Origin of the sequence: Pseudorhodoferax sp. LjRoot39 (genome assembly GCF_964253035.1) — a bacterium.
In the GTDB taxonomy this organism is placed as follows: Bacteria; Pseudomonadota; Gammaproteobacteria; order Burkholderiales; family Burkholderiaceae_C; genus Pseudorhodoferax.
Window position 1 is genome coordinate 6,098,281 of record NZ_CAXUQL020000001.1, and the last position, 23,465, is coordinate 6,121,745.

At 68.9% G+C, this 23,465-nt stretch carries 21 protein-coding genes, 1 tRNA gene and 2 pseudogenes; 13 read left to right on the forward strand and 11 right to left on the reverse strand.

Annotated features, from left to right (window positions below; translation table 11 throughout):
- Window positions 1–2 precede the first annotated feature (2 nt).
- A complete protein-coding gene (locus ACSQ4M_RS28455) occupies window positions 3–869 on the reverse strand; it encodes an amidohydrolase family protein (protein ID WP_436192745.1) in 867 nt (288 codons plus the stop codon).
- Window positions 870–972: 103 nt separating this feature from the next.
- On the opposite strand from ACSQ4M_RS28455, the gene ACSQ4M_RS28460 reads away from it, so the two are divergent.
- From ACSQ4M_RS28460 to ACSQ4M_RS28490, 7 genes are all read left to right on the forward strand, one after another.
- Complete coding sequence (locus tag ACSQ4M_RS28460; RefSeq protein WP_436192746.1) at window positions 973–1,746, forward strand: crotonase/enoyl-CoA hydratase family protein; 774 nt, start codon at window positions 973–975, stop codon at window positions 1,744–1,746.
- A 23-nt stretch (window positions 1,747–1,769) separates the two neighbouring features.
- A complete protein-coding gene (locus ACSQ4M_RS28465; RefSeq protein ID WP_436192747.1) occupies window positions 1,770–3,674 on the forward strand; it encodes a feruloyl-CoA synthase in 1,905 nt (634 codons plus the stop codon).
- 10 nt (window positions 3,675–3,684) lie between these two features.
- Window positions 3,685–4,449: an SDR family NAD(P)-dependent oxidoreductase gene (locus ACSQ4M_RS28470; RefSeq protein ID WP_436192748.1), complete on the forward strand. Its 765-nt coding sequence runs from the start codon at window positions 3,685–3,687 to the stop codon at window positions 4,447–4,449.
- Window positions 4,450–4,642: 193 nt separating this feature from the next.
- On the forward strand, window positions 4,643–5,632 hold the full coding sequence (locus ACSQ4M_RS28475; protein WP_436192749.1) for a Bug family tripartite tricarboxylate transporter substrate binding protein: 990 nt from the start codon (window positions 4,643–4,645) through the stop codon (window positions 5,630–5,632).
- A gap of 39 nt (window positions 5,633–5,671) precedes the next feature.
- Window positions 5,672–7,363: a tannase/feruloyl esterase family alpha/beta hydrolase gene (locus tag ACSQ4M_RS28480; protein WP_436192750.1), complete on the forward strand. Its 1,692-nt coding sequence runs from the start codon at window positions 5,672–5,674 to the stop codon at window positions 7,361–7,363.
- A 23-nt stretch (window positions 7,364–7,386) separates the two neighbouring features.
- The gene (locus tag ACSQ4M_RS28485) at window positions 7,387–9,096 is read left to right on the forward strand and encodes an acyl-CoA dehydrogenase family protein (protein WP_436192751.1); all 1,710 of its coding nucleotides are present in this window, start codon (window positions 7,387–7,389) and stop codon (window positions 9,094–9,096) included.
- Window positions 9,097–9,113: 17 nt separating this feature from the next.
- Window positions 9,114–9,599 carry a MarR family winged helix-turn-helix transcriptional regulator gene (locus tag ACSQ4M_RS28490; RefSeq protein WP_436192752.1) on the forward strand — a complete coding sequence of 162 codons (486 nt, stop codon included), beginning with the start codon at window positions 9,114–9,116 and terminating at the stop codon, window positions 9,597–9,599.
- Between the two features lie 5 nt (window positions 9,600–9,604).
- Here ACSQ4M_RS28490 and sodC read toward each other — a convergent pair whose 3' ends face one another.
- Window positions 9,605–10,126, reverse strand: coding sequence for a superoxide dismutase [Cu-Zn] SodC (gene sodC, locus ACSQ4M_RS28495; RefSeq protein WP_436192753.1), 522 nt, complete (start codon window positions 10,124–10,126; stop codon window positions 9,605–9,607).
- Window positions 10,127–10,317: 191 nt separating this feature from the next.
- On the opposite strand from sodC, the gene ACSQ4M_RS28500 reads away from it, so the two are divergent.
- Complete coding sequence (locus tag ACSQ4M_RS28500) at window positions 10,318–13,197, forward strand: valine--tRNA ligase (protein WP_436192754.1); 2,880 nt, start codon at window positions 10,318–10,320, stop codon at window positions 13,195–13,197.
- Window positions 13,198–13,300: 103 nt separating this feature from the next.
- Window positions 13,301–14,203 carry a UTP--glucose-1-phosphate uridylyltransferase GalU gene (gene galU / locus ACSQ4M_RS28505; RefSeq protein ID WP_436192755.1) on the forward strand — a complete coding sequence of 301 codons (903 nt, stop codon included), beginning with the start codon at window positions 13,301–13,303 and terminating at the stop codon, window positions 14,201–14,203.
- A gap of 36 nt (window positions 14,204–14,239) precedes the next feature.
- Here the strand turns inward: galU and ACSQ4M_RS28510 are convergent, their stop codons facing one another.
- The 3 genes from ACSQ4M_RS28510 to cysM form a co-directional block, all read right to left on the reverse strand.
- Window positions 14,240–14,467, reverse strand: a complete 228-nt coding sequence (locus ACSQ4M_RS28510; RefSeq protein ID WP_056661115.1) for a sulfurtransferase TusA family protein — start codon at window positions 14,465–14,467, stop codon at window positions 14,240–14,242.
- A gap of 280 nt (window positions 14,468–14,747) precedes the next feature.
- Window positions 14,748–15,263: an NUDIX hydrolase gene (locus tag ACSQ4M_RS28515; RefSeq protein WP_056661075.1), complete on the reverse strand. Its 516-nt coding sequence runs from the start codon at window positions 15,261–15,263 to the stop codon at window positions 14,748–14,750.
- A gap of 63 nt (window positions 15,264–15,326) precedes the next feature.
- Window positions 15,327–16,229, reverse strand: a complete 903-nt coding sequence (gene cysM, locus ACSQ4M_RS28520) for a cysteine synthase CysM (RefSeq protein WP_056661079.1) — start codon at window positions 16,227–16,229, stop codon at window positions 15,327–15,329.
- A gap of 42 nt (window positions 16,230–16,271) precedes the next feature.
- On the opposite strand from cysM, the gene ACSQ4M_RS28525 reads away from it, so the two are divergent.
- Together ACSQ4M_RS28525 and ACSQ4M_RS28530 are read left to right on the forward strand one after the other, a co-directional pair.
- A tRNA-Leu gene (locus tag ACSQ4M_RS28525) sits at window positions 16,272–16,356 on the forward strand.
- Window positions 16,357–16,529: 173 nt separating this feature from the next.
- Window positions 16,530–16,682, forward strand: coding sequence for an Arm DNA-binding domain-containing protein (locus tag ACSQ4M_RS28530; protein WP_436192756.1), 153 nt, complete (start codon window positions 16,530–16,532; stop codon window positions 16,680–16,682).
- Here the strand turns inward: ACSQ4M_RS28530 and ACSQ4M_RS28535 are convergent.
- Both ACSQ4M_RS28535 and ACSQ4M_RS28540 read right to left on the reverse strand, forming a co-directional pair.
- Window positions 16,652–16,756, reverse strand: a pseudogene (locus ACSQ4M_RS28535) (IS5/IS1182 family transposase); the annotation flags it as partial. The gene ACSQ4M_RS28530 and the pseudogene ACSQ4M_RS28535 overlap by 31 nt on opposite strands.
- Before the next feature lie 114 nt (window positions 16,757–16,870).
- Window positions 16,871–17,481: pseudogene (locus ACSQ4M_RS28540) on the reverse strand (IS3 family transposase); the annotation flags it as partial.
- A 372-nt stretch (window positions 17,482–17,853) separates the two neighbouring features.
- Between ACSQ4M_RS28540 and ACSQ4M_RS28545 the strand changes: the two are divergent.
- Complete coding sequence (locus ACSQ4M_RS28545) at window positions 17,854–18,678, forward strand: TauD/TfdA dioxygenase family protein (protein WP_436192757.1); 825 nt, start codon at window positions 17,854–17,856, stop codon at window positions 18,676–18,678.
- Between the two features lie 49 nt (window positions 18,679–18,727).
- Window positions 18,728–19,489 (forward strand): IclR family transcriptional regulator, encoded by a 762-nt coding sequence (locus ACSQ4M_RS28550; RefSeq protein ID WP_436192758.1) that lies wholly within the window; start codon window positions 18,728–18,730, stop codon window positions 19,487–19,489.
- Window positions 19,490–19,491: 2 nt separating this feature from the next.
- Here ACSQ4M_RS28550 and ACSQ4M_RS28555 read toward each other — a convergent pair whose 3' ends face one another.
- The 4 genes from ACSQ4M_RS28555 to ACSQ4M_RS28570 all read right to left on the reverse strand — a co-directional run bounded on the left by ACSQ4M_RS28555 (window position 19,492) and on the right by ACSQ4M_RS28570 (window position 23,416).
- The gene (locus tag ACSQ4M_RS28555) at window positions 19,492–20,202 is read right to left on the reverse strand and encodes an RraA family protein (RefSeq protein ID WP_436192759.1); all 711 of its coding nucleotides are present in this window, start codon (window positions 20,200–20,202) and stop codon (window positions 19,492–19,494) included.
- Window positions 20,203–20,383: 181 nt separating this feature from the next.
- A complete protein-coding gene (locus ACSQ4M_RS28560; RefSeq protein ID WP_436192760.1) occupies window positions 20,384–21,262 on the reverse strand; it encodes a TauD/TfdA dioxygenase family protein in 879 nt (292 codons plus the stop codon).
- Between the two features lie 35 nt (window positions 21,263–21,297).
- On the reverse strand, window positions 21,298–22,524 hold the full coding sequence (locus tag ACSQ4M_RS28565; protein ID WP_436192761.1) for an alpha-hydroxy acid oxidase: 1,227 nt from the start codon (window positions 22,522–22,524) through the stop codon (window positions 21,298–21,300).
- A gap of 76 nt (window positions 22,525–22,600) precedes the next feature.
- Entirely contained in the window at window positions 22,601–23,416 is an 816-nt protein-coding gene (locus tag ACSQ4M_RS28570) for an IclR family transcriptional regulator (protein ID WP_436192762.1), read from the reverse strand.
- Window positions 23,417–23,465: the final 49 nt, after the last annotated feature.

Genomic DNA, 23,465 nt, shown 5'->3' on the forward strand with positions numbered 1-23,465 from the left:
CGTCAGCCCGTCAGCCCCAGCAGCCGCATCGCATTGCCCTTCAGGATCCCCGGCATCACCTCGGGCTTGAACCCCGCCTCCTCCGAGTCCTTGAGCCAGCGGTCCGGCGAGATCAGCGGCCAGTCGCTGGCGAACAGCACGCGGTCTTTCAGCAGGGTGTTGGCGTACTGGATCAGCTGCTTCGGAAAGTACTTGGGGCTCCAGCCCGAGAGGTCGATCCACACGTTGGGCTTGTGCGTGGCGACCGACAGCGCCTCGTCCTGCCACGGGAAGCTGGGGTGCGCCATGACGATCTGCATGTCCGGGAAATCGATCGCCACGTCGTCCAGGTGCATGGGGTTGCTGTACTCCAGCCGCAGGCCACCGCCGCAGCGCATGCCAGAACCGATGCCGCTGTGGCCGGTGTGGAAGATGGCCGGCAGCTTGTGCTCGGCGATGACCTCGTAGATCGGCCAGGCCATCTTGTCGTAGGGGTGGAAGCCCTGCACTGTGGGGTGGAACTTGAAGCCCTTCACGCCGTGTTCCTCGACGAGCCGGCGCGCCTCGCGCGCGCCCATCTTGCCCTTGTGCGGGTCGATGCTGGCGAACGCGATCATGATGTCCGAATTCTTCTGCGCGGCCTCGGCGATCTCCTCGTTCGGGATGCGGCGGCGGCCCAGCTGCGACTCGGCATCGACGCCGAACATCACGAAGCCGATCTTGCGCTCGCGGTAGTAGTCGATGCTCTCCTGGATGGTCGGCCGGCGGCTGGAGCGGAAGTACTTGTCGGCCGCGCGGTCGTACTCCTCGCCGTAGTTGTCGAAAGGGTTCCAGCAGCTGATCTCGGCGTGCGTGTGGGTGTCGATGGCAATCAGGTTGGTGCAGTCCATGAGGTCTCCGTTCTAGGGGTAAGTACCAGGCATCCGGCTGTCGATTCTGCCTTGATTTGGTTATTTTTCATAACCATAATCGCATCACTTCCAGGACCCCATCATGACCCATCCCGACCTCACCTTCGAACGCCAGGACAGCATCGCCATCGTGCGGCTGAACCGCGCCGCCAAGCGCAACGCGCTCAACGACGGCCTGATCCTGGCGCTGCGCGACACCTTCCAGAACCTGCCCGAGGGCGTGGGCGCGGTGGTCATCGATGGCGCGGGCGAACACTTCTGCGCCGGGCTGGACCTGTCCGAACTCAAGGAGCGTGACGCGGGCCAGGGCGTGCTGCATTCGCGCATGTGGCACCAGGCGCTGGACTGCGTGCAGTCCGGCCCGGTGCCGGTGGTGGCGGCGCTGCACGGCGCGGTGGTCGGCGGCGGGCTGGAGCTGGCCAGCGCCTGCCACATCCGCGTGGCCGACGCGAGCACCTTCTACGCGCTGCCCGAGGGCACGCGCGGCATCTTCGTGGGCGGTGGTGGTTCGGTGCGCATCCCCAAGCTGATCGGCGTGGCGCGCATGACCGACATGATGATGACGGGCCGCGTCTACAAGGCCGAGGAAGGCGAGCGCGCCGGCTTCGCGCAGTACCTGGTGCCGCAGGGCCAGGCGCTGGACAAGGCGATCGAGCTGGCCCGGCGCATCGCGACCAACGCGCCGCTGACCAACTACGCCCTGATGCACGCCCTGCCGCGCATCGCCGAGCAGCCGGCCGACCACGGCCTGTTCACCGAAGCGCTGATGGCCGGCATCGCGCAGGACGCGCCGGCCGCCAAGGAGCGCGTGCGCGCCTTCCTCGAAGGCCGCGCCGCCAAGGTCTCGAAAGACTGATCCCTACTTCCCCGGAGGATTCGATGACGGAGACAAGACAGGCTGCCGCCGGCAGCCAGGGCGCTGCTGCGCCCCGATTCCGGGCCGCGCCCTACGGGGTGACCCGTGGCGTGCTGCGCGAAGGCGCCGACGGTGTGCGCTACCTCAGCGCCGAGGGGCCATTGCCGCACTACGCGCACCGCATGAACGACCGCCTGGTGCACTGGGCGGCCACGGCGCCCGAGCGCACCTTCATCGCCCAGCGCGAGCAACTGGCCGATGGCAGCCGTGGCGACTGGATCCGGCTGAGCTACAGCCAGTTCCTGGCCCGGGCGCGCTGCATCGCCCAGGCCCTGCTGCAATACGGCCTGTCGGACGAGCGGCCGGTCGCCATCCTGGCCGAGAACAGCCTGGACCACGCGCTCGTGGCCTTCGGCTGCCTGCTGATCGGCGTGCCGCATTGCCCCGTCTCCACGCCCTATGCGCTGGTCAGCAAGGACTACGAGAAGCTGCGCCACGTCATGCGCACGCTGACGCCCGGCCTGGTGTTCGCGGCCGATGCACGCTTCGGCCCCGCCATCGCCGCCACCGTGGAGCCTGGCGTGCCGGTGGTCCTGGGCACCGGCCGGCTCGAAGGCCGCGCCAGCGTGCCGCTGGCCGAGCTGCTGGCGACGCCAGCCACCCAGGCCGTGGACGAGGCCATGCACCACGTGCATCCCGGCACCATCACCAAGTTCCTGTTCACCTCGGGCTCGACCAAGAACCCCAAGGCGGTGATCAACACGCACCGCATGTGGTGCGCCAACCAGCAGCAGCTGCGCTCCGGCCTGCCGGTGCTGGCCCACAAGCTCGAAGACGGCTGCGGTCCCGTGCTGGTGGACTGGCTGCCCTGGAACCACACCTTCGGCGGCAACCACAACGTCGGCATCGTGCTGGACAACGGGGGCACGCTGTACATCGACGAGGGCAAGCCGACGCCGGCCGGCATCGCGGAGACCCTGCGCAACCTGCGCGAGATCGCACCGACGATCTACTTCAACGTGCCGACCGGTTTCGAGGCCATCGCCGACGCGATGGAAACCGATGCCGTGCTGCGCCGCAAGCTGCTGTCGCGCTGCCAGCTCTTCTACTATGCCGGCGCTGCGCTGCCGCCAGCGGTGTGGGACAAGCTCTACCGCATCGCGGAGCACGAAGTGGGCGAGCGCATCGTGATGGGCACCGGCCTCGGCATGACCGAGTCGGCGCCGTTCGCACTGTGCGTGACGCGCCCCGAGGTCGTCGCCGCGGAACTGGGCCTGCCGGCCCTGGGGCTGGAGGTCAAGCTGGTGCCCGTGGACGGCAAGACCGAGGTGCGCTACCGCGGGCCCAACCTCACCCCGGGCTACTGGCGCATGCCGGAGGAAACGCGCGAGGTCTTCGACGAAGAGGGCTTTTTCCGCAGCGGCGACGCCGTGGAGTGGATCGACCCTACGAGCATCCACCTGGGCCTGCGCTTCGACGGCCGCATCGCCGAGGACTTCAAGCTGGCCACGGGCACCTTCGTGAGCGTGGGGCCGATGCGCGCCAAGATCACGGCCTACGGCGCGCCCTATGTGCAGGACGCGGTGCTGACCGGCATCAACCTCAAGGAGGTCGGCGCGCTGATCTTCCCGACCCAGGCCGTGCGCGAACTGGCCCGGCTGCCTGCCGACGCCCCCATGGCCGAGGTGCTCGCGCACCACGCCGTGCAGGCACATTTCCAGCACGTCATCGACAAGCTCGCGCTTGACGCCACGGGCAGCGCCAACCGCATCGCCCGCGCCGTGCTCGTGGCCGAGCCGCCGTCCATCGACAAGGGCGAGGTGACGGACAAAGGCTCGATCAACCAGCGTGCCGTGCTCAAGCACCGCGACGCCATGGTGCAGGCCCTGCACGGCGGCACCCTGCCCCACACCATCACCCCGCGCTGAGGAGAACCGCATGAAGATCGAAGCACAGGCCGCCCTCGTCACGGGCGGCGCATCCGGCCTGGGCGAGGCCACGGCCCGCGAACTGGCGCGCCTGGGCGCCAAGGTCGCGGTGCTGGACCGCAACCTCGAACGCGCACAGCAGGTGGCCGCCGAGATCGGCGGCACGGCACATGCCTGCGACATCGCCGACACCGCGAGCGTGGAGGCCGCGCTGGACGCGGCCGCCGCCGCGCACGGTCCGGCCCGCATCCTCATGAACGTGGCCGGCATCGGCTCGGCCAAACGCATCGTGGGCAAGGACGGCCAGGCCGCACCGCTCGAAGACTTCGCCAAGGTGATCGGCGTCAACCTGATCGGCACCTACAACATCAGCCGGCTGTTCGCGGCGCGCTGCGCCAAGCTCGATCCACGCGATGGCGGCGAGCGCGGCGTGATGGTGTTCACCGCCTCGGTCGCGGCCTTCGACGGCCAGGTCGGCCAGCAGGCCTACAGCGCGTCCAAGGGCGGGCTGGTCGGTATGACGCTGCCGATGGCGCGCGATCTGGCGCAGCACGGCATCCGCGTCTGCACGGTGGCGCCCGGCATCTTCGCCACGCCGCTGCTGCTGGAGTTGCCAGAGCCCGTGCAGGCTTCGCTGGCAGCCGCCATCCCGTTCCCGCCGCGCCTGGGCAAGCCTTCGGAATTCGCCGAACTGGCCTGCCACATCGTCACCAACGGCCACCTGAACGGCGAGGTCATCCGTCTGGATGGCGCGCTGCGCATGGCCCCGAGATGAGGCCCTCCCCCGTTTGGCCGGTCTCACTGCGTTCGACCGTCCTATCCCCCCTCCAGGGGGCGCACCCAGCGGCCTGGCAGAGCCAGTTCCGCGGGTGCACTGGCATGGCCTGCTCCGCGGCCCTCGGCACCGCGGCTTGCAGGACCTCTCTTTGTCCTCACAGCTGAACCACGATTTCACACGGAGACCCACCATGCAACACCGTCGCCATTTCCTGCAGGCCCTGGGCAGCGCCGCCGCCCTGTCCGCACTCTCGCCACTGTCCGCGCTCGCCCAGGCGCTGGACCAGATCAAGATCATGTACGGCTTTCCGGCCGGCAGCGCGGGCGACAGTGTGGCCCGCCGCGTGGCCGAGAAGCTGGGCGGCACGCCCTACAGCAAGAACCCGGGCTATGTGGAGAACAAGCCTGGCGCGGGTGGCCGCATCGCGGTGGAGTCGCTCAAGGCCGCACCGGCCGATGGCTCGGTGCTGACGCTGGCACCGGTCTCGGCGCTGGCCGTCTACCCGCACATCTACCCCAAGCTCAGCTACAAGCAAGAGGAGGTCACGCAGGTCTCCATCGGCGCCATCATGTTCCACGGCCTGGCCGTGGGCCCGGCCGTGCCGGCCGAGGTCAAGACGCTCAAGGACTTCCTGGCCTGGGCCAAGGCCAACCCCGACAAGGCCAGCTACGGCACGCCGGGCGCCGGCTCCATGCCGCACCTGCTGGGCGCGCTGCTGGGCATCCGCGCGGGCGTGGACCTGAAGCACGTGCCCTACCGCGGCACCGTGCCCAGCATCACCGACCTCGTGGGCGGCCAGATCGCCGCCGCCATGAACCCCAGCGGCGACTACCTGCAGTACATGAAGACCGGCCGCGTGCGCGTGCTGGCCACCTCGGGCAAGAAGCGTTCGCCCTTCCTGCCGGACGTGCCGACCTTCATCGAGCTGGGCTACCCCGATGTGACGTCTGAAGAGTGGTTCGGCTTCTACGCGCCGGCCAAGACGCCGCCGGCCACGCTGGCCGCCGCCAACGCAGCCATCAACGCCGCGCTGAAGGACAAGGCCGTCATCGACGCGCTGGCCATCGTCGGCCTGGTCGCGCACGGCAGCACGCCGCAGGAGATGGCGGCCGACCAGAAGGCCGAGTTCGAGCGCTGGGGTCCGCTCGTCAAGCAGATCGGCTTCACGGCCGAATCCTGATCCCCTGACCCCACCCACCACCACCGGAGGAGACACCAGATGCCGAAGAGCAATTTCACCCTCGCCGCCGCGCTCGCGCCGGCCCTGTTGCTGGCCGCCTGCGGCTCGGGCGACGACGACCTGCCGCAGCTGCCGGCAGCCACGCCGGCCACGCTGCTGTCCTGCACGGATCTCGCGGGCAAGATCGCGTTCGCCAACACCACCATCACGGCGGCTGAATCCATCGCGGCCGGCACGCTCAAGATCGCCGGCAAGGACGTGCCCGAGCATTGCCGCGTGACGGGCCGCATGTTCGACCGCGTGAGCGCCGTGGACGGCCAGAGCTATGCCATCGGCTTCGAGATGCGCATGCCCAGGAGCTGGAACGGCCGCTTCTTCTACCAGGCCAACGGCGGCCTGGACGGCAGCGTGGGCACGGCCGCCGGCGGCATCGGTGGCGGCGGTCCGCTGGACAACGCGTTGAACAAGGGCTTCGCCGTGCTGAGCTCGGACGCCGGCCACGCCGGCTCGCTCGGCCCCTTCTTCGGCCTGGACCCGCAGGCCCGGCTGGACTACGGCTACCAGGCCGTGGGCAAGCTCACGCCCATGGCCAAGAGCGCCATCCAGACCGCCTACGGCAAGGCGCCCGACCGCTCCTACCTCGGTGGATGCTCCAACGGCGGACGCCACGCCATGGTGGCCGCCTCGCGCTATGCCGAGCAGTACGACGGCATCATCGCCGGCAACCCCGGCACCCGTCTGCCGCGCGCGGCCATCGCCAACATCGCCGGCGCCAAGACCTACGCGGCGCTCGCCACGACCGCAGGCAACCTGGGCACCGGCTTCACACAGGCCGAGCGCGCGCTGGTGGGCCAGGCCGTGCTGGCCAAGTGCGATGCGCTCGACGGCACCAGCGACGGCCTGGTGCAGGACACCGCTGCCTGCCAGGCCGCATTCGACCTGGCCCGCGATGTGCCCACCTGCGGCGGCGCACGCGACGGCACCTGTCTGAGCGCGGACCAGAAGGCCGGCATCGCGGCCCTGTTCAAGGGCGCCACGACCGAGAGCGGCACCAAGATCTACGCAAGCTTCCCGTACGACAACGGCCTGCAGACCACGGGCTGGGCCGGCTGGAAGTTCAACAACTCGCTGACCCTGGACACCGGCGCGGTCGGCTTCGTCTGGCAGGTTCCGCCGGAGGACCGCAGCAGCTTCAACGGCACCAGCTTCGCGCTCACGGGCAACCTGGACAGCATGCTCGCCAAGGTGCAGGCCACCAACGCCACCTACACCGAGAGCGCGCTGTCGTTCATGCTGCCCACCAACTACGGCAAGCTGCCCGCACTCAAGGACCGCGGCGCCAAGCTGATGGTCTACCACGGCACGGCCGACCCGATCTTCTCCAGCGACGACACGGTGGACTGGTACCAGACGCTGCGCCAGGACAACGGCGGCGATGCCTCCGACTTCGCCCGCCTGTTCCTCGTGCCCGGCATGAACCACTGCGCCGGCGGCCCGGCCACCGAGCAGTTCGACATGCTGGAATCGCTGGTGAACTGGGTCGAGAAGGGCGTGGCCCCCGACCGCGTGATCGCCAGCGCCCGCGGCGCCGGCAATGCCGGCGGCGTGAACGCAGATGTGCCGGCGGACTGGGCCGCCGACCGCAGCCGCCCGCTGTGCCCCTACCCCCAGGTCGCCCGCTACAACGGCAGCGGCAGCCTGGAACTCGCCAGCAGCTTCAGCTGCAAGTAAAGCCTCTCCCGCACCGAACCGCCATGGACTACCTGCCCCGCCCCGACGACACGCGTTTTCTGCTGCACCAGGTGCTGGGCGCGGGGCCGCAGTGGCGCGCCTTGCCGGCCTTCGCCGAGGTCGACGATGCGCTGGCGGACCAGGTGCTGGAAGAGGCCGGCAAGTTCGTGGCCGCGGCCATCGCGCCGCTGAACCGCGGTGGCGACGAAGTCGGCTGCCGCTTCGAGGCCGGCGCGGTCACGGCCCCGCCCGGCTTCCGCGACGCCTACCAGGCCTTCTGGCAAGCCGGCTGGCCGGCCCTGTCGGCCGATGCGGCCCATGGCGGCCAGGGCCTGCCGGCCGTGCTCGAGGCCGTGCTGTACGAATGGCTGTCGGCCGCCAACCACGGCTTCACGATGGCGCCGGGCCTGCTGCACGGCGCCTACGAGTGCCTGAAGCACCACGGCAGCGCGGAGCTCCAGCAACGCTACCTGGCCAAGCTCGCCACCGGCGAATGGCTGGCCACCATGTGCCTGACCGAAGCCCATGCCGGCAGCGACCTGGGGCTGGTGCGCACGCGTGCCGTGCCGCAGGCCGATGGCAGCCTGCGCGTGGACGGCAGCAAGATCTTCATCTCGGGCGGCGAGCACGACCTCTCCAGCAACATCGTGCACCTGGTGCTGTGCCGCCTGCCTGATGCGCCGCCCGGCCCCAAGGGCCTGTCGCTGGCGCTGGTGCCCAAGCTGCTGCCGGACGGCGGCCGCAACGCGGTGTTCTGCGAGCGCATCGAGGAGAAGATGGGCCTGCACGGCAGCCCCACCTGCGCGATGCGCTTCGAGGGCGCGACGGGCTGGCTGATCGGCGAACCCGGTCGTGGCCTGGCCGCCATGTTCGTGATGATGAACGCGGCCCGGCTGCACGTGGCGCTGCAGGGCATCGGCATGCTGGACGCGGCCTGGCAGAAGGCCAGCGCCTACGCCGCCGAGCGCCGGCAGATGCGCGCGCCCGGTGCGCCCGGCCCCGACCCCAGCCCCATTGCAGAGCATCCGGCCATCGCCCGCATCCTGGACACCCAGCGCGCCTGGATCGACGGCGCGCGCCTGCTGGCCTACCGCACCGGCCTGCGGCTGGACCTGGCCCGCCATGCCGAGGACCCCAAGACCCGCGCCGCGGCGCAACGCTGGTGCGCGCTGGCCACGCCGGTGCTCAAGGCGGCCTGCACGCAGCAGGGCTTCGAGGGCGCGAGCGCCTGCCTGCAGGTGTTCGGCGGCCACGGCTACGTGCGCGAATGGGGCGTCGAGCAGCACGTGCGCGACGTGCGCGTGGCCATGCTCTACGAGGGCACGAACGAGATCCAGGCGATCGACCTGCTGGTGCGCAAGGTGCTGCCCGACGCCGGCGCGGATTTCAGCGCGATGCTGCTGGAACTGCGCGACGAACTCGACGCCGCGCGCGAGGCCGACGCCGATGCCCAGCGCCGGCTGGCCCAGCTGCGCTACCTGGCCACCAGCGTGGCGCTGGCCGCCCAGGCCCGGCCGCGCCTGGCCTACGAGGTGGCCGACGATTTCCTGCGCGTGACCGCGCTCGCGCTGCTGGCCTGGGCCTGGGCGCGCATCGAGGCCAGCGCAACGGGTGACGCACGCTGGGTCCAGCCCGCCGCCGCGTTCCGGCGCTGGGTGCTGCCCGAATTCGACATGCGGCTGGGCATGGTCAAGCAGGCGGCACAGGCCGTGGCCCAGGCGGCCGCAGCTTGAGCGCCACAATCGCCCGCATGCCCCGCGCACGCAAGACCTCCACACCCCCTGCCCCCAACAACGCCGAGCCGCTGGACACCAGCGTGCTCGAAGGCCTGATCGGCTACAACGCGCGCCGCGCCGCCATCGCCATCGGCGGCGTGTTCTTCGAGCGCATGGCGCCCTACGGGCTCACGCAGGCCGATTTCTCGGTGCTGGCGCTGCTGGCGCACAACCCCGGCGCCACCTCGCGCCAGCTCTGCGCCACGCTGGACATCCTGCCGCCCAACTTCGTGAACCTGATCGCCGCGCTGGACCGGCGCGGCCTGATCGAGCGCCGGCCGCATCCGCGCGACGGTCGCGCCGTCGGCCTGCACCTGACCGAGGCCGGCCATGCGCTCGCGCAGGAGACCGAGAAGGTCGTCGTGGAACTGGAGAACGAGCTCGCTGGCCGCCTGACCGCGCGCGAACGCACGACGGTGCAGCGGCTGCTGCAGAAGTTCTACCTGCGCGCGGAGCGCTGAGAAGCTCAGTCGCCGATCACGCCGCAGGCGATGCGCGCACCACCACCGCCCAGCGGGGCCGGGTGGTCGGCGTGGTTGTCGCCGCCCGCATGCACCATCAGCGCGCGCTTGCGCACGTCGGCCAGCTTCAGGCGCGGGCCCAGCACGGGCGCTGTGGCATTGCCATCGGCCGCAACGTACAGGGGCGGCAGATCGCCCAGGTGGCCGTCGCCCCAGGGTTCGCCGTGCTTCTTGGTGCCCGCGGGGTCGAGGTGGCCGCCGGCGCCGCCGGCCGGCACGACATTGCCCGCGTTCTCGCTGGGCGCGCACGAGGGGTTCTCGTGCACATGGAAGCCATGCAGGCCGGGCGGCAGGCCCTTGAGCATGGGATAGAAAGCCAGGCCGTAGGCCGTCTCGACGATGCGGACCGTGCCCACGTCGGCGCCCGTGCCCTGCTTGTCGGCGATGCTGAGCGGCACCGTGATCTCGGCGGCCCAGGCCACCGAAGCGGCCAGCAGCGCGGCAGCTGCAACCAGCGTATGTTTCATCGAATCTCCCTGCTCGTCCGTTGAAAGAAGGATGGCTGACCGACAGCGCCGGGCCGCCGCTTGGCTGGTGGCATGGTACACAGCACGGCCTGCAGCGCTCCGACGCCGCGGCGCGCAGCCCCTAAAATCCCCGCCTTCGCGTTCCCGCCCCGCAGCGCCCCTGCCGGCACTGCCTCCCGTCTGGATTCCCCATGAGCGACACCCCCGAACAACCCGGCCTGGCCGAACTGTCCAAGTCCTTTGAACCCGCCGCCATCGAGGCCCATTGGGGGCCCGAGTGGGAGCGCCGCGGCCTCGGCGCCGCGGGCGTGCGTGGCACCGGCGTGCCCGATGCGAACGCGCCCTCCTTCGCGATCCAGCTGCCGCCGCCCAACGTCACGGGCACGCTGCACATGGGCCATGCGTTCAACCAGACCATCATGGACGCGCTGACGCGCTACCACCGCATGGCGGGCTTCAACACGGCCTGGGTGCCCGGTACCGACCACGCCGGCATCGCCACGCAGATCGTGGTGGAGCGCCAGCTGCAGGAAAAAGGCATCAGCCGCCACGACCTGGGCCGCGCAGAATTCACAGCCAAGGTCTGGGAGTGGAAGCAGCACTCCGGCAACACCATCACCACGCAGATGCGCCGCATGGGCGACAGCGTGGACTGGAGCCGCGAGTACTTCACGATGGACGACAAGCTGTCCAAGGTCGTGACCGACACCTTCGTGAAGCTCTACGAACAGGGCCTGATCTACCGCGGCAAGCGCCTCGTGAACTGGGACCCGAAGCTGCAGTCCGCCGTGTCCGACCTGGAGGTCGAGAGCGAGGAGAAGGACGGCTCGCTGTGGCACATCGCCTACCCGCTGGCCGATGGCTCGGGCAGCCTCACGGTGGCGACCACCCGGCCCGAGACCATGCTGGGCGACGTGGCCGTGATGGTGCACCCCGAGGACGAGCGCTACCAGCACCTGATCGGCAAGAGCGTGATCCTGCCGCTGGTGGGCCGCGAGATCCCCGTGATCGCCGACGACTACGTCGACAAGGCCTTCGGCACCGGCGTGGTGAAGGTCACGCCGGCGCACGACGTGAACGACTACGCCGTGGGCCAACGCCACAAGCTGCCGATGATCTGCGTGCTGACACTGCAGGCCACCATCAACGACGAGGCGCCCGAGAAGTACCGCGGCCTGAACCGCTTCGTGGCGCGCAAGGCCATCGTGGCCGACCTCGAAGCCCTGGGCGCGCTGGTCGAGACCAAGAAGCACAAGCTCACGGTGCCGATCTGCACGCGCACGGGCGAGGTGGTCGAGCCCATGCTGACAGACCAGTGGTTCGTGGCGATGACCAAGGTGTCGGAGCAAGACCCGACCGGCAAGAGCATCGCGCAGAAGGCCATCGACGCCGTCAAGAGCGGCGAGGTGCGCTTCGTGCCCGAGAACTGGGTCAACACCTACGACCAGTGGATGGGCAACATCCAGGACTGGTGCATCAGCCGCCAGCTTTGGTGGGGCCACCGGATCCCGGCCTGGTACGACGAGGATGGCAAGGTCTACGTGGCACGCAGCGAGGTCGATGCCCAGGTGCAGGCGCCCGGCAAGACCTTGAAGCGCGACGAGGACGTGCTGGACACCTGGTACTCCTCGGCCCTGGTGCCCTTCAGCACCATGGGCTGGCCTGAGCAGACGGACGCGCCGACCGACGACTACAACCTGTACCTGCCCTCCACGGTGCTTGTGACGGGCTACGACATCATCTTCTTCTGGGTCGCCCGGATGATCATGATGACGACCCACTTCACGGGCCGCGTGCCGTTCAAGCACGTCTACATCCACGGCCTGGTGCGCGACGCGCAGGGCAAGAAGATGAGCAAGTCCGAGGGCAACGTGCTCGACCCGGTGGACCTGATCGACGGCATCGCCCTGCCCCCCCTGCTGGACAAGCGCACCACCGGCCTGCGCAAGCCCGAGACCGCACCCCAGGTGCGCAAGAACACCGAGAAGGAGTTCCCCGAGGGCATCCCGGCCTACGGCGCGGACGCGCTGCGCTTCACCTTCGCGGCGCTGGCCTCGCTGGGCCGCAGCATCAACTTCGACAGCAAGCGCTGCGAGGGCTACCGCAACTTCTGCAACAAGCTGTGGAACGCCACCCGCTTCGTGCTGATGCACTGCGAAGGCCGCGACTGCGGCCTGGCGGAGCACACCAAGGAGCAGTGCCAGCCCGGCGGCGAGTTCCACGGCTACATGCACTTCAGCCAGGCCGACCGCTGGATCAGCTCGGTGCTGCAACAGGTCGAGGCCGAGATCGCCAAGGGCTTCGCCGAGTACCGGCTGGACAACGTGGCCAACGCGCTCTACGACTTCGTCTGGAACCAGTTCTGCGACTGGTACCTGGAGATCGCCAAGGTGCAGATCCAGACCGGCGGCGAGGCCGAGCAGCGCGCCACGCGCCGCACGCTGATCCGCACGCTGGAAGCCATCCTGCGGCTCGCGCATCCCATCATCCCGTTCATCACCGAAGAGCTGTGGCAGAAGGTGGCGCCCGTGGCTGGCCTACCCGGCGCGTCGGTGGCCGTGGCGAAGTATCCGCAGGCCCAGCCCGCCAAGATCGACGAGGCGGCCATCGCGCATGTGGCCAAGCTGCGCTCGGTGGTCGACGCCTGCCGCACCTTGCGCGGCGAGATGAACGTCTCGCCGGCCACCAAGCTGCCGCTGTACGTTCTGGGTGATGCCGAATTCATGCGCGGCGCCGCACCGGTGCTGCAGGCCCTGTCCAAGCTGGCCGAGGTCAAGGTGTTCGACGACGAGCCCGCCTGGCAGGCAGCAGCCCAGGGCGCCCCCGTGGCCGTGGTCGGCGAAGCCCGGCTGGCGCTGTATGTGGAGATCGATGTGGCGGCCGAGAAGGCGCGCCTGGGCAAGGAGGTCGCGCGCATCGAGGGCGAAATCGCCAAGGCCAACGGCAAGCTGTCCAACGAGGCCTTCGTGGCCAAGGCACCGCCGGCCGTCATCGAGCAGGAAAAGAAGCGCGTGGCCGACTTCGGCGCCACGTTACAGAGGCTTCAAACACAACTTGTACGATTGGGCTGACAGCAGCGCACCGTTTCGGATGGCATATGCATTGCTAGCCGAACGGTATGCTGCCGCGTTTTTTGTGCTTCCCAATCCTCGATAGAAAGAGAACTGCATCACCATGTCCAGCTACCAGAAGACCGTCACCAAAGCCGTGTTCCCCGTTGCCGGTCTCGGCACGCGCTTCCTGCCTGCCACCAAGGCCCAGCCCAAGGAAATGCTGCCGGTGGTGGACAAGCCGCTGATCCAGTACGCGGTCGAGGAGGCGTATGCGGCCGGCATCCGCCAGATGATCTTCGTGACCGGACGTAACAAGCGTGCCATCGAAGACCACTTCGACACCGCCTACGAACTCGAGAGCGAACTGGAGACCGCGGGCAAGAAGGAACTGCTGGCCCTGGTGCGTTCGGTCGCGCCGGACGACATGAACTGCTCCTTTGTGCGCCAGCCGCGCTCGCTGGGCCTGGGCCATGCCGTGCTGTGCGCCGAGCACCTGGTCGGCAACGAGCCCTTCGGCGTGCTGCTGGCCGACGACCTGATGATCGGCCCGGCCGGCGGCACGCCCGTGCTGGCGCAGATGACGGATGCCTTCAGCCGCCTCGGAACCTCGCTGCTGGCCGTGCAGGAGGTGCCGCTGGAGCAGGTGCGCCGCTACGGCATCGTGGCCGGCGAGAAGATCACCAACATCGAAGGCGGCCGCCTCACGCGTGTGAGCCACATGGTGGAGAAGCCGGCGCCTGAAGCCGCGCCCTCGCGCATGGGCGTGGCCGGCCGCTACATCCTGACACCGGCCGTGTTCGGCCACATCCGCAACCAGGAGCGCGGCGCCGGTGGCGAGATCCAGCTGACCGACGGCATCGCCGGCCTGCTGAACACCGAGATCGTCCATGCCTTCGAGTACGAGGGCAAGCGCTTCGACTGCGGCAGCAAGCACGGCTTCCTGGAAGCCACGGTGGAGCTGGCCCTGCAGCACCCGGAAGTCAGCAAGGGCTTCCGCGAATACCTGAAGACCCTCGCGATCTGAACCCTGCATGCCGGCGCCCTATCCGGGCGCCGTCCTTCAGCGCCGCCGTAGCACGTGGATGAACTCGGTGCCGACGGTGCTTTGCTGCACCAGTTCGTTGCCGGTCTGCTTGGCGAAGGCCTGGAAGTCGCGCATCGAACCCGGATCGGTCGCCACCACGCGCAGGAGCTTGCCGCTGTCCATGTCGCTCAGCGCCTTCTTGGCCTTGAGGATGGGCAGCGGGCAGTTCAGGCCGCGGGTGTCGATTTCCTTGTCGATGCTGATGTCGGTGTCCATGGGGCTCCTCGCAATGCGGCGGATTCTAGTCAGCCTGGATGCGGCAGTTGGATGCACCTGGCGGTGCCGTGATCGGCGTGCCAGGCAAGGCGCGACGACGACGCGCACTCCTGTGCGCGAGGAGGAGCAACGCCGCATGGCGCGGCGAGCGCGGTGCCGGCGGGTGCACAGCGCCCTCCTCCCAGAGAGGATCGCCATCGAAGACGCGTCGTTGGGTGTTCATGCGGCTTGCCCGATGGCTGCGAGCGGTCAACTGCCGAATCCAGGCTCAACGCTCCAGGTACTGCGGCGTGATGCCGCGCGAGAGCAGCCACTTGGCCAAGGCCTGGCCGGTGCCGGCACGCCAGCACTTCACGTCCTCCAGCGCATAGAGCCGGTAGTCCACGAGCTCGGGCGACAGGCGCACCTCGCCGTGCGCCTGCGCGTGGTAGGCGATGATGACCTGGTTCATGCGCTGGAAGTCGTAGACGCCGACCAGGTCCAGCGCGCTGACTTCCAGCGCCGTCTCTTCCTGGATCTCACGCCGGATGCCCTCCTCGGGCGATTCGCCGGCCTCCATGAAGCCCGTGATCAGTGCGTACATCTTGCCGGGCCAGGCAGCGTTGCGCGCCAGCAGCACCTTGCCCTCGTACTCGATGATGGCGGCCAGCACGGGCGTCGGGTTGTTCCAGTGCGTATAGCCGCAGGAGACGCAGCGCAGGCGCTCCTTGGCGCCACCGTCCTCCAGCGAGGTGATCCACTCCAGCGGTGTCGCGCACTGGGGGCAGAACTTGAATGGCTGCATGGTGATCCTTGAATTCTCTGCGCTTGGCGCGACGGCGCCGACCGCCTTCGGACTGCCGGGCGGTCAGGCCGGAAAGACGCCGGTGGACAGGTAGCGGTCGCCGCGGTCGCAGACCACGAACACGATGGTCGCGTTCTGCTCGCGCTGCGCGATCTGCTGCGCGACCCAGCAAGCACCTGCGGCCGAAATGCCTGCGAAGATGCCCTCCTCGCGCGCCAGCCGGCGGCACATCTCCTCTGCGTCATCCTGGCCCACGTTGACCGTTTCGTCGACGCGCGAGGGGTCGTAGATCTTGGGCAGGTACTCCTGCGGCCACTTGCGGATGCCCGGGATGCGCGAGCCTTCGCTGGGCTGGGCGCCGATGACCTGGATCGCCGGGTTCTTCTCCTTGAGGAAGCGCGACACACCCGTGATCGTGCCCGTCGTTCCCATGGCGCTCACGAAGTGCGTGATGCGGCCCTGCGTGGCCTCCCACAGTTCGGGGCCCGTGGTCTCGTAGTGGATGCGCGGGTTGTCGGCGTTGGCGAACTGGTCCAGCACGCGGCCCTTGCCGTCGCGCTGCATCTGCTCGGCCAGATCGCGTGCGTACTCCATGCCGCCGCTCTTGGGCGTCAGCAGCAGTTCGGCGCCGAAGGCCTTCATGGTCTGCGCCCGTTCGATCGACAGGTCCTCCGGCATGATCAGCACCATGCGGTAGCCCTTGATGGCGGCCGCCATGGCCAGCGCGATGCCGGTGTTGCCCGAGGTGGCCTCGATCAGCGTGTCGCCCGGTTGGATGTCGCCGCGCTCCTCGGCACGCCGGATCATGGACACGGCGGGCCGGTCCTTGACCGAGCCGGCCGGGTTGTTGCCCTCGAGCTTGCCCAGCACCACATTGCCGCGGGCCTTGTTGTCCGCAGCGCCGATGCGCTGCAATGCCACGAGCGGGGTGCGGCCGATGGCATCTTCAATCGTCGGGTATTGCATGGCCGCACTGTGCCATAATTTCAGGCTGCCCATGGCGGCTATGCCCGGGTGGTGAAATTGGTAGACGCAGGGGACTCAAAATCCCCCACCGAAAGGTGTGCCGGTTCGATTCCGGCCCCGGGCACCAACCCTCCTTTTCAGGAGGGCTCACCACATCTCAAAAGTCTCTAAAAATCAAGGGCTTAGACGAAAAATGCGGTCAGACGGTCTCATGCCGTTTCATCAAATCCCGCGTTTGCGTGTACCCCAAGGTTTACCCAGAATGAAGTTCTCGAAAACTTCTGCCTCCGGGGTACACCCATGGGATCGCTCACCGACCTAAAGATCAGGACCGCCACCGCCAGTGGCAAAGAGGTACTCATTGCAGACGGCGACGGTCTGTACCTGCGTATCCGCTCCTCAAGCCGAGCCTGGGTCTATCGCTACAAACAGAACGGCATCTGTGGGCGCTGACGCGCCAGGTAGATGTCGGCCAGGCCCAGGGCGACGAACGAGCGTGTGGCGTTCTTGGCCAAGCCGCGGTAGCGTGACCCTGCCTCGTTTCCGCGTACATCAAGTAATGCAGCCAAGCGAGCGGTTTCCCAGGTCACTGGGGGCAAGAAGCCGTTGGCAGAGTGCAGACGCTGGCGGTTGTATCAGCCCTCGATCCAATCGACGATGTCTAGCCTGGCCTGCGCCCGCGTGTCGTAGCGTACTTGATGGACGCGCTCGACCTTCAGCGTTTTGAAGAAGCTTTCCATCGGCGCGTTGTCCCAAGCGTTGGCCCTCCTGCTCATGGACATCGTGATGCCCAGCTCGGCGGCCAATGCTCGGTAGCGCACGCCTGCGTACTGGGTGCCCCTGTCGCTGTGAAAGATCAGCCCGGATGGCGCTTGAACCAGGCCATGCGCAACGCATCGATGACGATGTCCCGCGTCATGTCCTCGCGCAGCGACCAGCCCACCACCTGGCGGCTGAACAGGTCGATTACCACAGCAAGGAACAGCCAGCCCTCGTCGGTGGCGATGTACGTGATGTCGCCCACCCAGACCTTATCGGGCTCGGCCACATCGAACTGCCGATCCAGCAGGTTGGGCGCCACCGGCAGGCCGTGGTTGCTGTCCGTGGTGACCTTGAAGCGGCGCTTGCCCTTGGCCCGGATGCCGTGCAACTGCATGAGCTTGCGCACCCGCTCCTTGCCCACGCGGATGCCCCTGGCCAGCAGTTCTTTCCACGTGCGTGGCCAGCCGTAGCCGCCGCGTGTTTCGGTGTGGATCGTTGGCGCAAAGAGGTGCCATCAGAAGGCACCCGGAACCGGCTGCCGCAGCAGTCGTGCACCGGTCTCGGGCGAGATCAGCATGGCCTGCCGGCTGCACACGTACCGCGACGCCCCAGGCGAACAGCGTCAGCAGCACGAGCAGGACCATGGGCACGACGCGGCCCAGCCACCCGAAGGCGGCGGCGCAATCGGCGCGGCGTCATAGGCTGACCACCCCACTGTCGACCGGCATGGCCAGAAGGGCTGCCACCTCCAGCTGCCTCGTTGACTTTCCATTCAATTTGGCCAGGCTCGTTCAGCCGGCTGAACCTCGTCGGCCACAAGCTGAACAGAATGAGTCTCTTGACATCCACTCCAGGACAGAAGATGAAGATTCAACGGATTGCCGGCGCCCTGGGTGCAGAACTCCAGGACGTGGACCTTGCCAACAGCCTCATGCCGCAGCTCGCCGCCGACATCCGCGCGGCACTGCTCGCGCACCAGGTCATCTTCATCCCCGCGCAGAACCTGACGCCTGCGCAGTTCCTGCGCTTCGGCCAGGCCATGGGCGAGCCCGTGGAGTACCCGTTCGTCAAGGGGCTGGACGGCTTTCCGACCATCATCGAGGTCAAGAAGCTGGAGCACGAGACCGTCAACTTCGGTGGAGTCTGGCATTCGGACACGACCTACCTGGAGCAGCCGCCGATGGGCTCGATGCTGCTGTCGCGCGAAGTGCCACCTTACGGTGGCGACACCTTGTTCGCGAGCCAGTACGCGGCCTACGAAGCGCTTTCGGACACGATGCAGCGGATGCTCGATCCGCTCGTGGGCATCAGCAGCTCGGCCAAGGCCGATGTGAGCAAGACGCGCGAGGACCGCATCAGGAGCGACGGCCGGCAGGAGGCCCCGCGGGAGTACCGGGCCCAGCATCCGGTGGTGCGCACCCACCCCGAGACCGGTCGCAAGGCCTTGTTCGTCAACGTGGCGCACACGTCCGGCATCGTGGGCTTGCGCGACGAGGAAAGCGCGCCGCTGCTCCAGTTCCTTTTCCAGCACCAGATCAAGCCCGAGTTCACCTGCCGTTGGCGCTGGCCGGCGAACGCCATCGCGTTCTGGGACAACCGCTGCGTGCAGCACAATCCGGTCAACGACTACCACGGCCATCGCCGCGTGATGCACCGCATCACACTGCAGGGCGACACGCCGGCATGATCCCGCGGCGGAAGATCGTGCGATGATTTTCGATCTTCCGGGAGAGCGCATGGCAGCAGGCGGAGCGAACGCGGTCGACCGCGTGATCGACATCTTCGAGGCGTTTCACAAAACCCAGGGGCCGCTGTCGCTGACCGAGCTGGCCGCGGCCACCCACATCCCCAAGAGCAGCTGCCACGCGCTGGTGCGCACGCTGGCGGCCCGTGGCTACCTCTACACGCTGGGGCAGCCCCGCACCCTGTATCCCACGCAACGCCTGCTCGGCCTGGCCCACGGCATCACGGCCGGCGACCCGTTCCTCGACCACGTGCGGCCCTTGCTCGAAGCACTGCGCGACCACAGCATGGAGACCGTGATCCTCGGCAAGCGCGAAGGCGAGCGCGTGGTCTACCTGCACGTCCTCGAAGGCCTGCATGCGATCCGCTATTCCGCGCGCGTGGGCGACCTCAAGCCGCTGCATGCCAGCGCCATCGGCAAGGCATTGCTCGGCGCGCAGAAGGAAGACGCCCTGCGCAGCTGGGCCGACGGGCAGGTGCTGGCGCGCATCACACCGGCCACCATCACCGAGCCCGGGCGGCTGGTCGCGGACCTGCTGCAGAGCCGGCTGGCCGGCTACTTCGAGACGCGCGGCGAGAACGTCGAAGACGTCTGGGCCGTGGCCGCGTTCCTGCAGGTCGGCCGCGACACCTTGGCCATCGGCCTGGCGGGACCGCGCCACCGCATGCAGGACAGCATGCGCAACCATGCCCAGCAGCTGGTCGCCACCTGCAGCCAGGCAGCGCTGCGGCTGCAGCGCCGGGCGAACGTCTGAGTTCAGCGCACGTCGTCGAAGGCCGCGTCGTGCTCGACGATGCCGAGCTGGGCGTAGGCCTGGTCGGCACCGCTCAGCTCCCAGACTGCTGCGCCAGCGCGAATGGCCGCCGCGAACTCGGCCTCCTTCTTCATCTTGGCCTGGGCCGCGGCCACCACGCGCGCGGCCTCCGCACGCGGGATGGCGAGCACACCATCGCCGTCGGCCACGATCAGATCGCCCGGCCGCACCAGCACGTCGGCGCAGGGAATCGGGATGTTCACGCCACCGCCCTTGCCCTTGTCGGCGTGGACCGGCCACACGTTGGTGGCCCACACGGAAAAGCCCATGGCCAGCACCTGGTCCACATCGCGCACGCAGCCGTGCACGACCACGCCCGCCAGGCCCTTCTCGACCGCGTAGGTCGTCGCCACGTCGCCCCACTGTGCGGCCGAGGTCTCGCCCAGGCTGTGCACCACCAGCACGTCGCCCGGCTGGGCCAGGCGCAGCGCGCGGTGCATCATGAGGTTGTCACCGGGCTGGCACAGCGCCGTGACGGCCGGGCCCGCGATCTTCGCGCCCGGCGAGATGCGCCGCATGCGCGCCGACATCAGGCCCGTGAAGCCCAGGTGGGCCGTGCTCTCGTGCAGGTCGGCCACGGTGACCTCGCGCGCCTGGGCGCAGAGTTCTGCGGCCACGCGGTTCACGCGCAGGTAGACATTGGATTGCGTCATCGTTTCTCCATGTGCGTGCGGTCATCCGCGTCGCGTAAAAGATCGTCTGCAAGGCACAGTGCCGAAGGCCGCGGAGCAGGCCATGCCAGCGGACGCCGCGGAACTGGCTTTGCCAGGCCGCTGGCGGCGCCCCTGGGGGTATGGGACGGTCGCGCGCAGCGCGGCCGTCCAAACGGGGAGATCATGGTTGGGGAAGACAGTGCTCGGCAGCCGGCACACGGAAGGTGGTGCGCTTCATGAGCCGCGGCTGGGTCAGGTACATCTGGTCGCGCCGGTGCAGCACGCAGCCGTTGTCCCACACCATCACGTCGCCGTTGTGCACCTTGTGGCGGTAGACCAGCGAGGACTCGCCGCCGGTGGCGAACAGGATGGGCAGCACGCGCGCGTTCTGCTCGGCCGTGAGTCCCTCGATCTCCACCAGCGTGGTCTGGTCCGCGTACAGCGCCTTGCGGCCGGTGCGCGGGTGCGTCAGCACCACGGGGTGGCGCGCATCCGGCAGGCTCAGCAGCGCGTTGGCCTTCTCCTTGTCCTTGAGCTCGGCCGTGTTGAGCATGGCGTAGCGCTTGGCGTAGCGGTACACGCCGGTGCGGCCATCGATGAGCTGGCGCACGTCCTCGGGCAGCAGGTCCCAGGCACCGTACTGGTTGGACCAGTAGATGTCGCCGCCGTCGCGCGGCACCTCGGTGCCGTACAGGATGGCGCCCGTGGCCGGCCGCACCTGGAAGGTCTGGTCCGAATGCCAGTCCACGTCCTCGCCGCCCGCGAAGCCACCGACGAAGCGGCCGTCGTGGTACTTGAGCGTACTGAAGTAGATGATCTCCGGGTGGTAGGGCGACTGGATGTCCTTGCGCACCGTGGTCTCGCACTGGCCGAAATGCCCGGTGAAGCGCACGAGCTCGTGCTCGTCCAGCGACTGGCGCCGGAACACCATCACGGGCGTGCGCTGCCACTGGGCCTTGAGCTCGGCGATGGCGGCGGCATCGTCCAGCAGGTCGGGGATGAAGGCATGCACCTGCACGACATAGTCGGAATGCAGTGGTGTGGTGCGGATCGCGGTCATGGGTGGGGTGTCTCCTAACTTCGGTGCCCGCAACCTTAGCCCCAGACCTTCGCCAGGGGCGACTCGGCCGGCACGGCGCTTTCACATGTTGAACTTGCGGTGGCGGCCGACGGCGCCGGCCACAGGTAGCCCGCGTCCAGCGCTTCGAACCGCGCGCAACCGATCTGCGCCAGCACCGCGTCGATCTCGCGGCGCATGATCTGCAGCGCATGCAGCGCCCCGGCCTCGCCGGCCGCGGCCACGCCGTACAGCGTGGGCCGGCCGAAGACCACGGCGTCGGCGCCCAGGCAGCGCGCGATCACGGCGTCCGAGCCGCGCCGCACGCCGCTGTCCAGCAACAGCGGCAGGTCCGGCCCCACGGCCGCGCGGATGGCGGGCAGCATCTCCAGCGGCGACGGTGCCGCATCGAGTTGGCGGCCACCGTGGTTGGAGACCACCAGCCCGTCCACGCCCAGCGCCACGGCCGCGCGCGCGTCCTCCGGGTGCAGCAGGCCCTTGACAAGCAGCGGCCCGGGCCAGCCCGCGCGGATGCGCCGCAGATGCTCCCAATCGACCATGGGCGCCGGCGTCAGCGTGCCGTACAGGTCGGCCACCTGGCCGGCGTCGGCACCGGCCGGCGCATAGGGCAGCCAGTTGCGCATCATCGGAATGCCGCCCGTGCGCAGGTAGCGCAGCACCCACATCGGATGGCCCAGCGCCTCCAGCGCCACGCCCGGCGTCATGCGGAACGGGCGCGAGAAGCCGTTGCGCCGGTTGCGCTCGCGGTTCGAGTTCACGGGCACGTCCACCGAGACCACGAGCACGCGCACCTGGGCTTGGCGTGCGCGCGCCACGAGGTCGGCGTTGATGGCCGGGTCGCTCGTGCAGTACATCTGGAACCAGACGTGCTCGGGCGCCACGGGCAGGGCGTCCTCCAGCGCCGCGTTGGCCGCGCTGGAGAGCAGGAAGGGCACGTCGGCCGCGCGCGCGGCCGCAGCCAGCATCCGGTCGGCATCGGGCCGGAACAGCCCGGCCAGGCCAGTCGGAGAGATACCGATCGGGCTCGCATAGCGGCGCCCGAACAGCGTCACGGACTGCTCGCGCTGGCGCACATCGCGCAGGTAACGCGGCAGCAGCCGGTGCTGCGCGAAGGCGGCGCGGTTGCGTGCCAGGCACAGCTCGTCGTCGGCCCCGCCCTCGATGAAATCGAAGGCGATGCGCGGCAGCTTGCGGCGCGCCATGCGGCGCAGGTCGTCCAGGTTGATGACGGATGAGAGCTTCATGGCGTGGCATGGAAGGACATGGCCACGACCTTAAGCGCTGGCCGGCCCCGTGCCATGCACGGGCGCGGCGCCCGTTTTACATGTTGAACTTGCGCGCGTCGGCCGCCAGCAGCGCCGCCGCGGCCTGCAGTTCGCCCTGCAGCGCGGCCAGCCGTTCCTCGCCGTAGAGCTCGGGCGTGCCGATCAGGCACAGCGCCGCGAAGGCATCGCCCGCGCTGTCGCACACGGGCACGGCCAGGGCGTGCACGCCCGGCACCACGTCGCCCAGGTTCACGCCGAAGCCATGGCGGTCCGAACGCTCGCGCATCTTCTGCAGCGACTCGAGGCGGCCGGTGCCGCGCCGGCCGATCTCCTGCGCCACGTTGTCCAGCAGCACGGCACGCACCTCGGCGGCAGGCCGGGTCTGCAGCATGGCCACGCCACCGACCGAGGTGAACAGCGGGCGGCGCGTGCCGGGGTAGACCATCAGGCCCGACAGCACCAGGCTGCCGGCACGCTGGGCGCAGACGTACTCGTTGCCGCTGCGCAGCAACAGCAGCGCGATGCCGGCCATGCGCCGCGCGAACGCCGCCACCTGCGGCTCGGCCGCCCGCAAAAACTGCGTGCGGTCGGGCAGTGCCAGGCCCAGCTCGCACATCAGCGGGCCGGGCAGGTAGTGGCGGTCGCTGGCACGCTGCAGCACCAGCCGCTCCTCCACCAGGCAGGCGAGCATGCGGTGCACGGTGGCCTTGTCCTGGCCGCACGCGGCCGCGAGATCGGACAGGCGCCAGCCGAAACCGGGCCGCGTGGCCACCATGCGCAGGAGCTTGATGCCACGCGCGAGGCTTTGCGTGCCGCTGCGCTCCGGGCCGTGGGGCGCGGCGGCTTCCAGGACGAGGTCTGCGAGCTTCATGGGGCCGGCATTCTGGGCGCCCGCGCGGCGCCGCGCAGTGCTTTGCGCG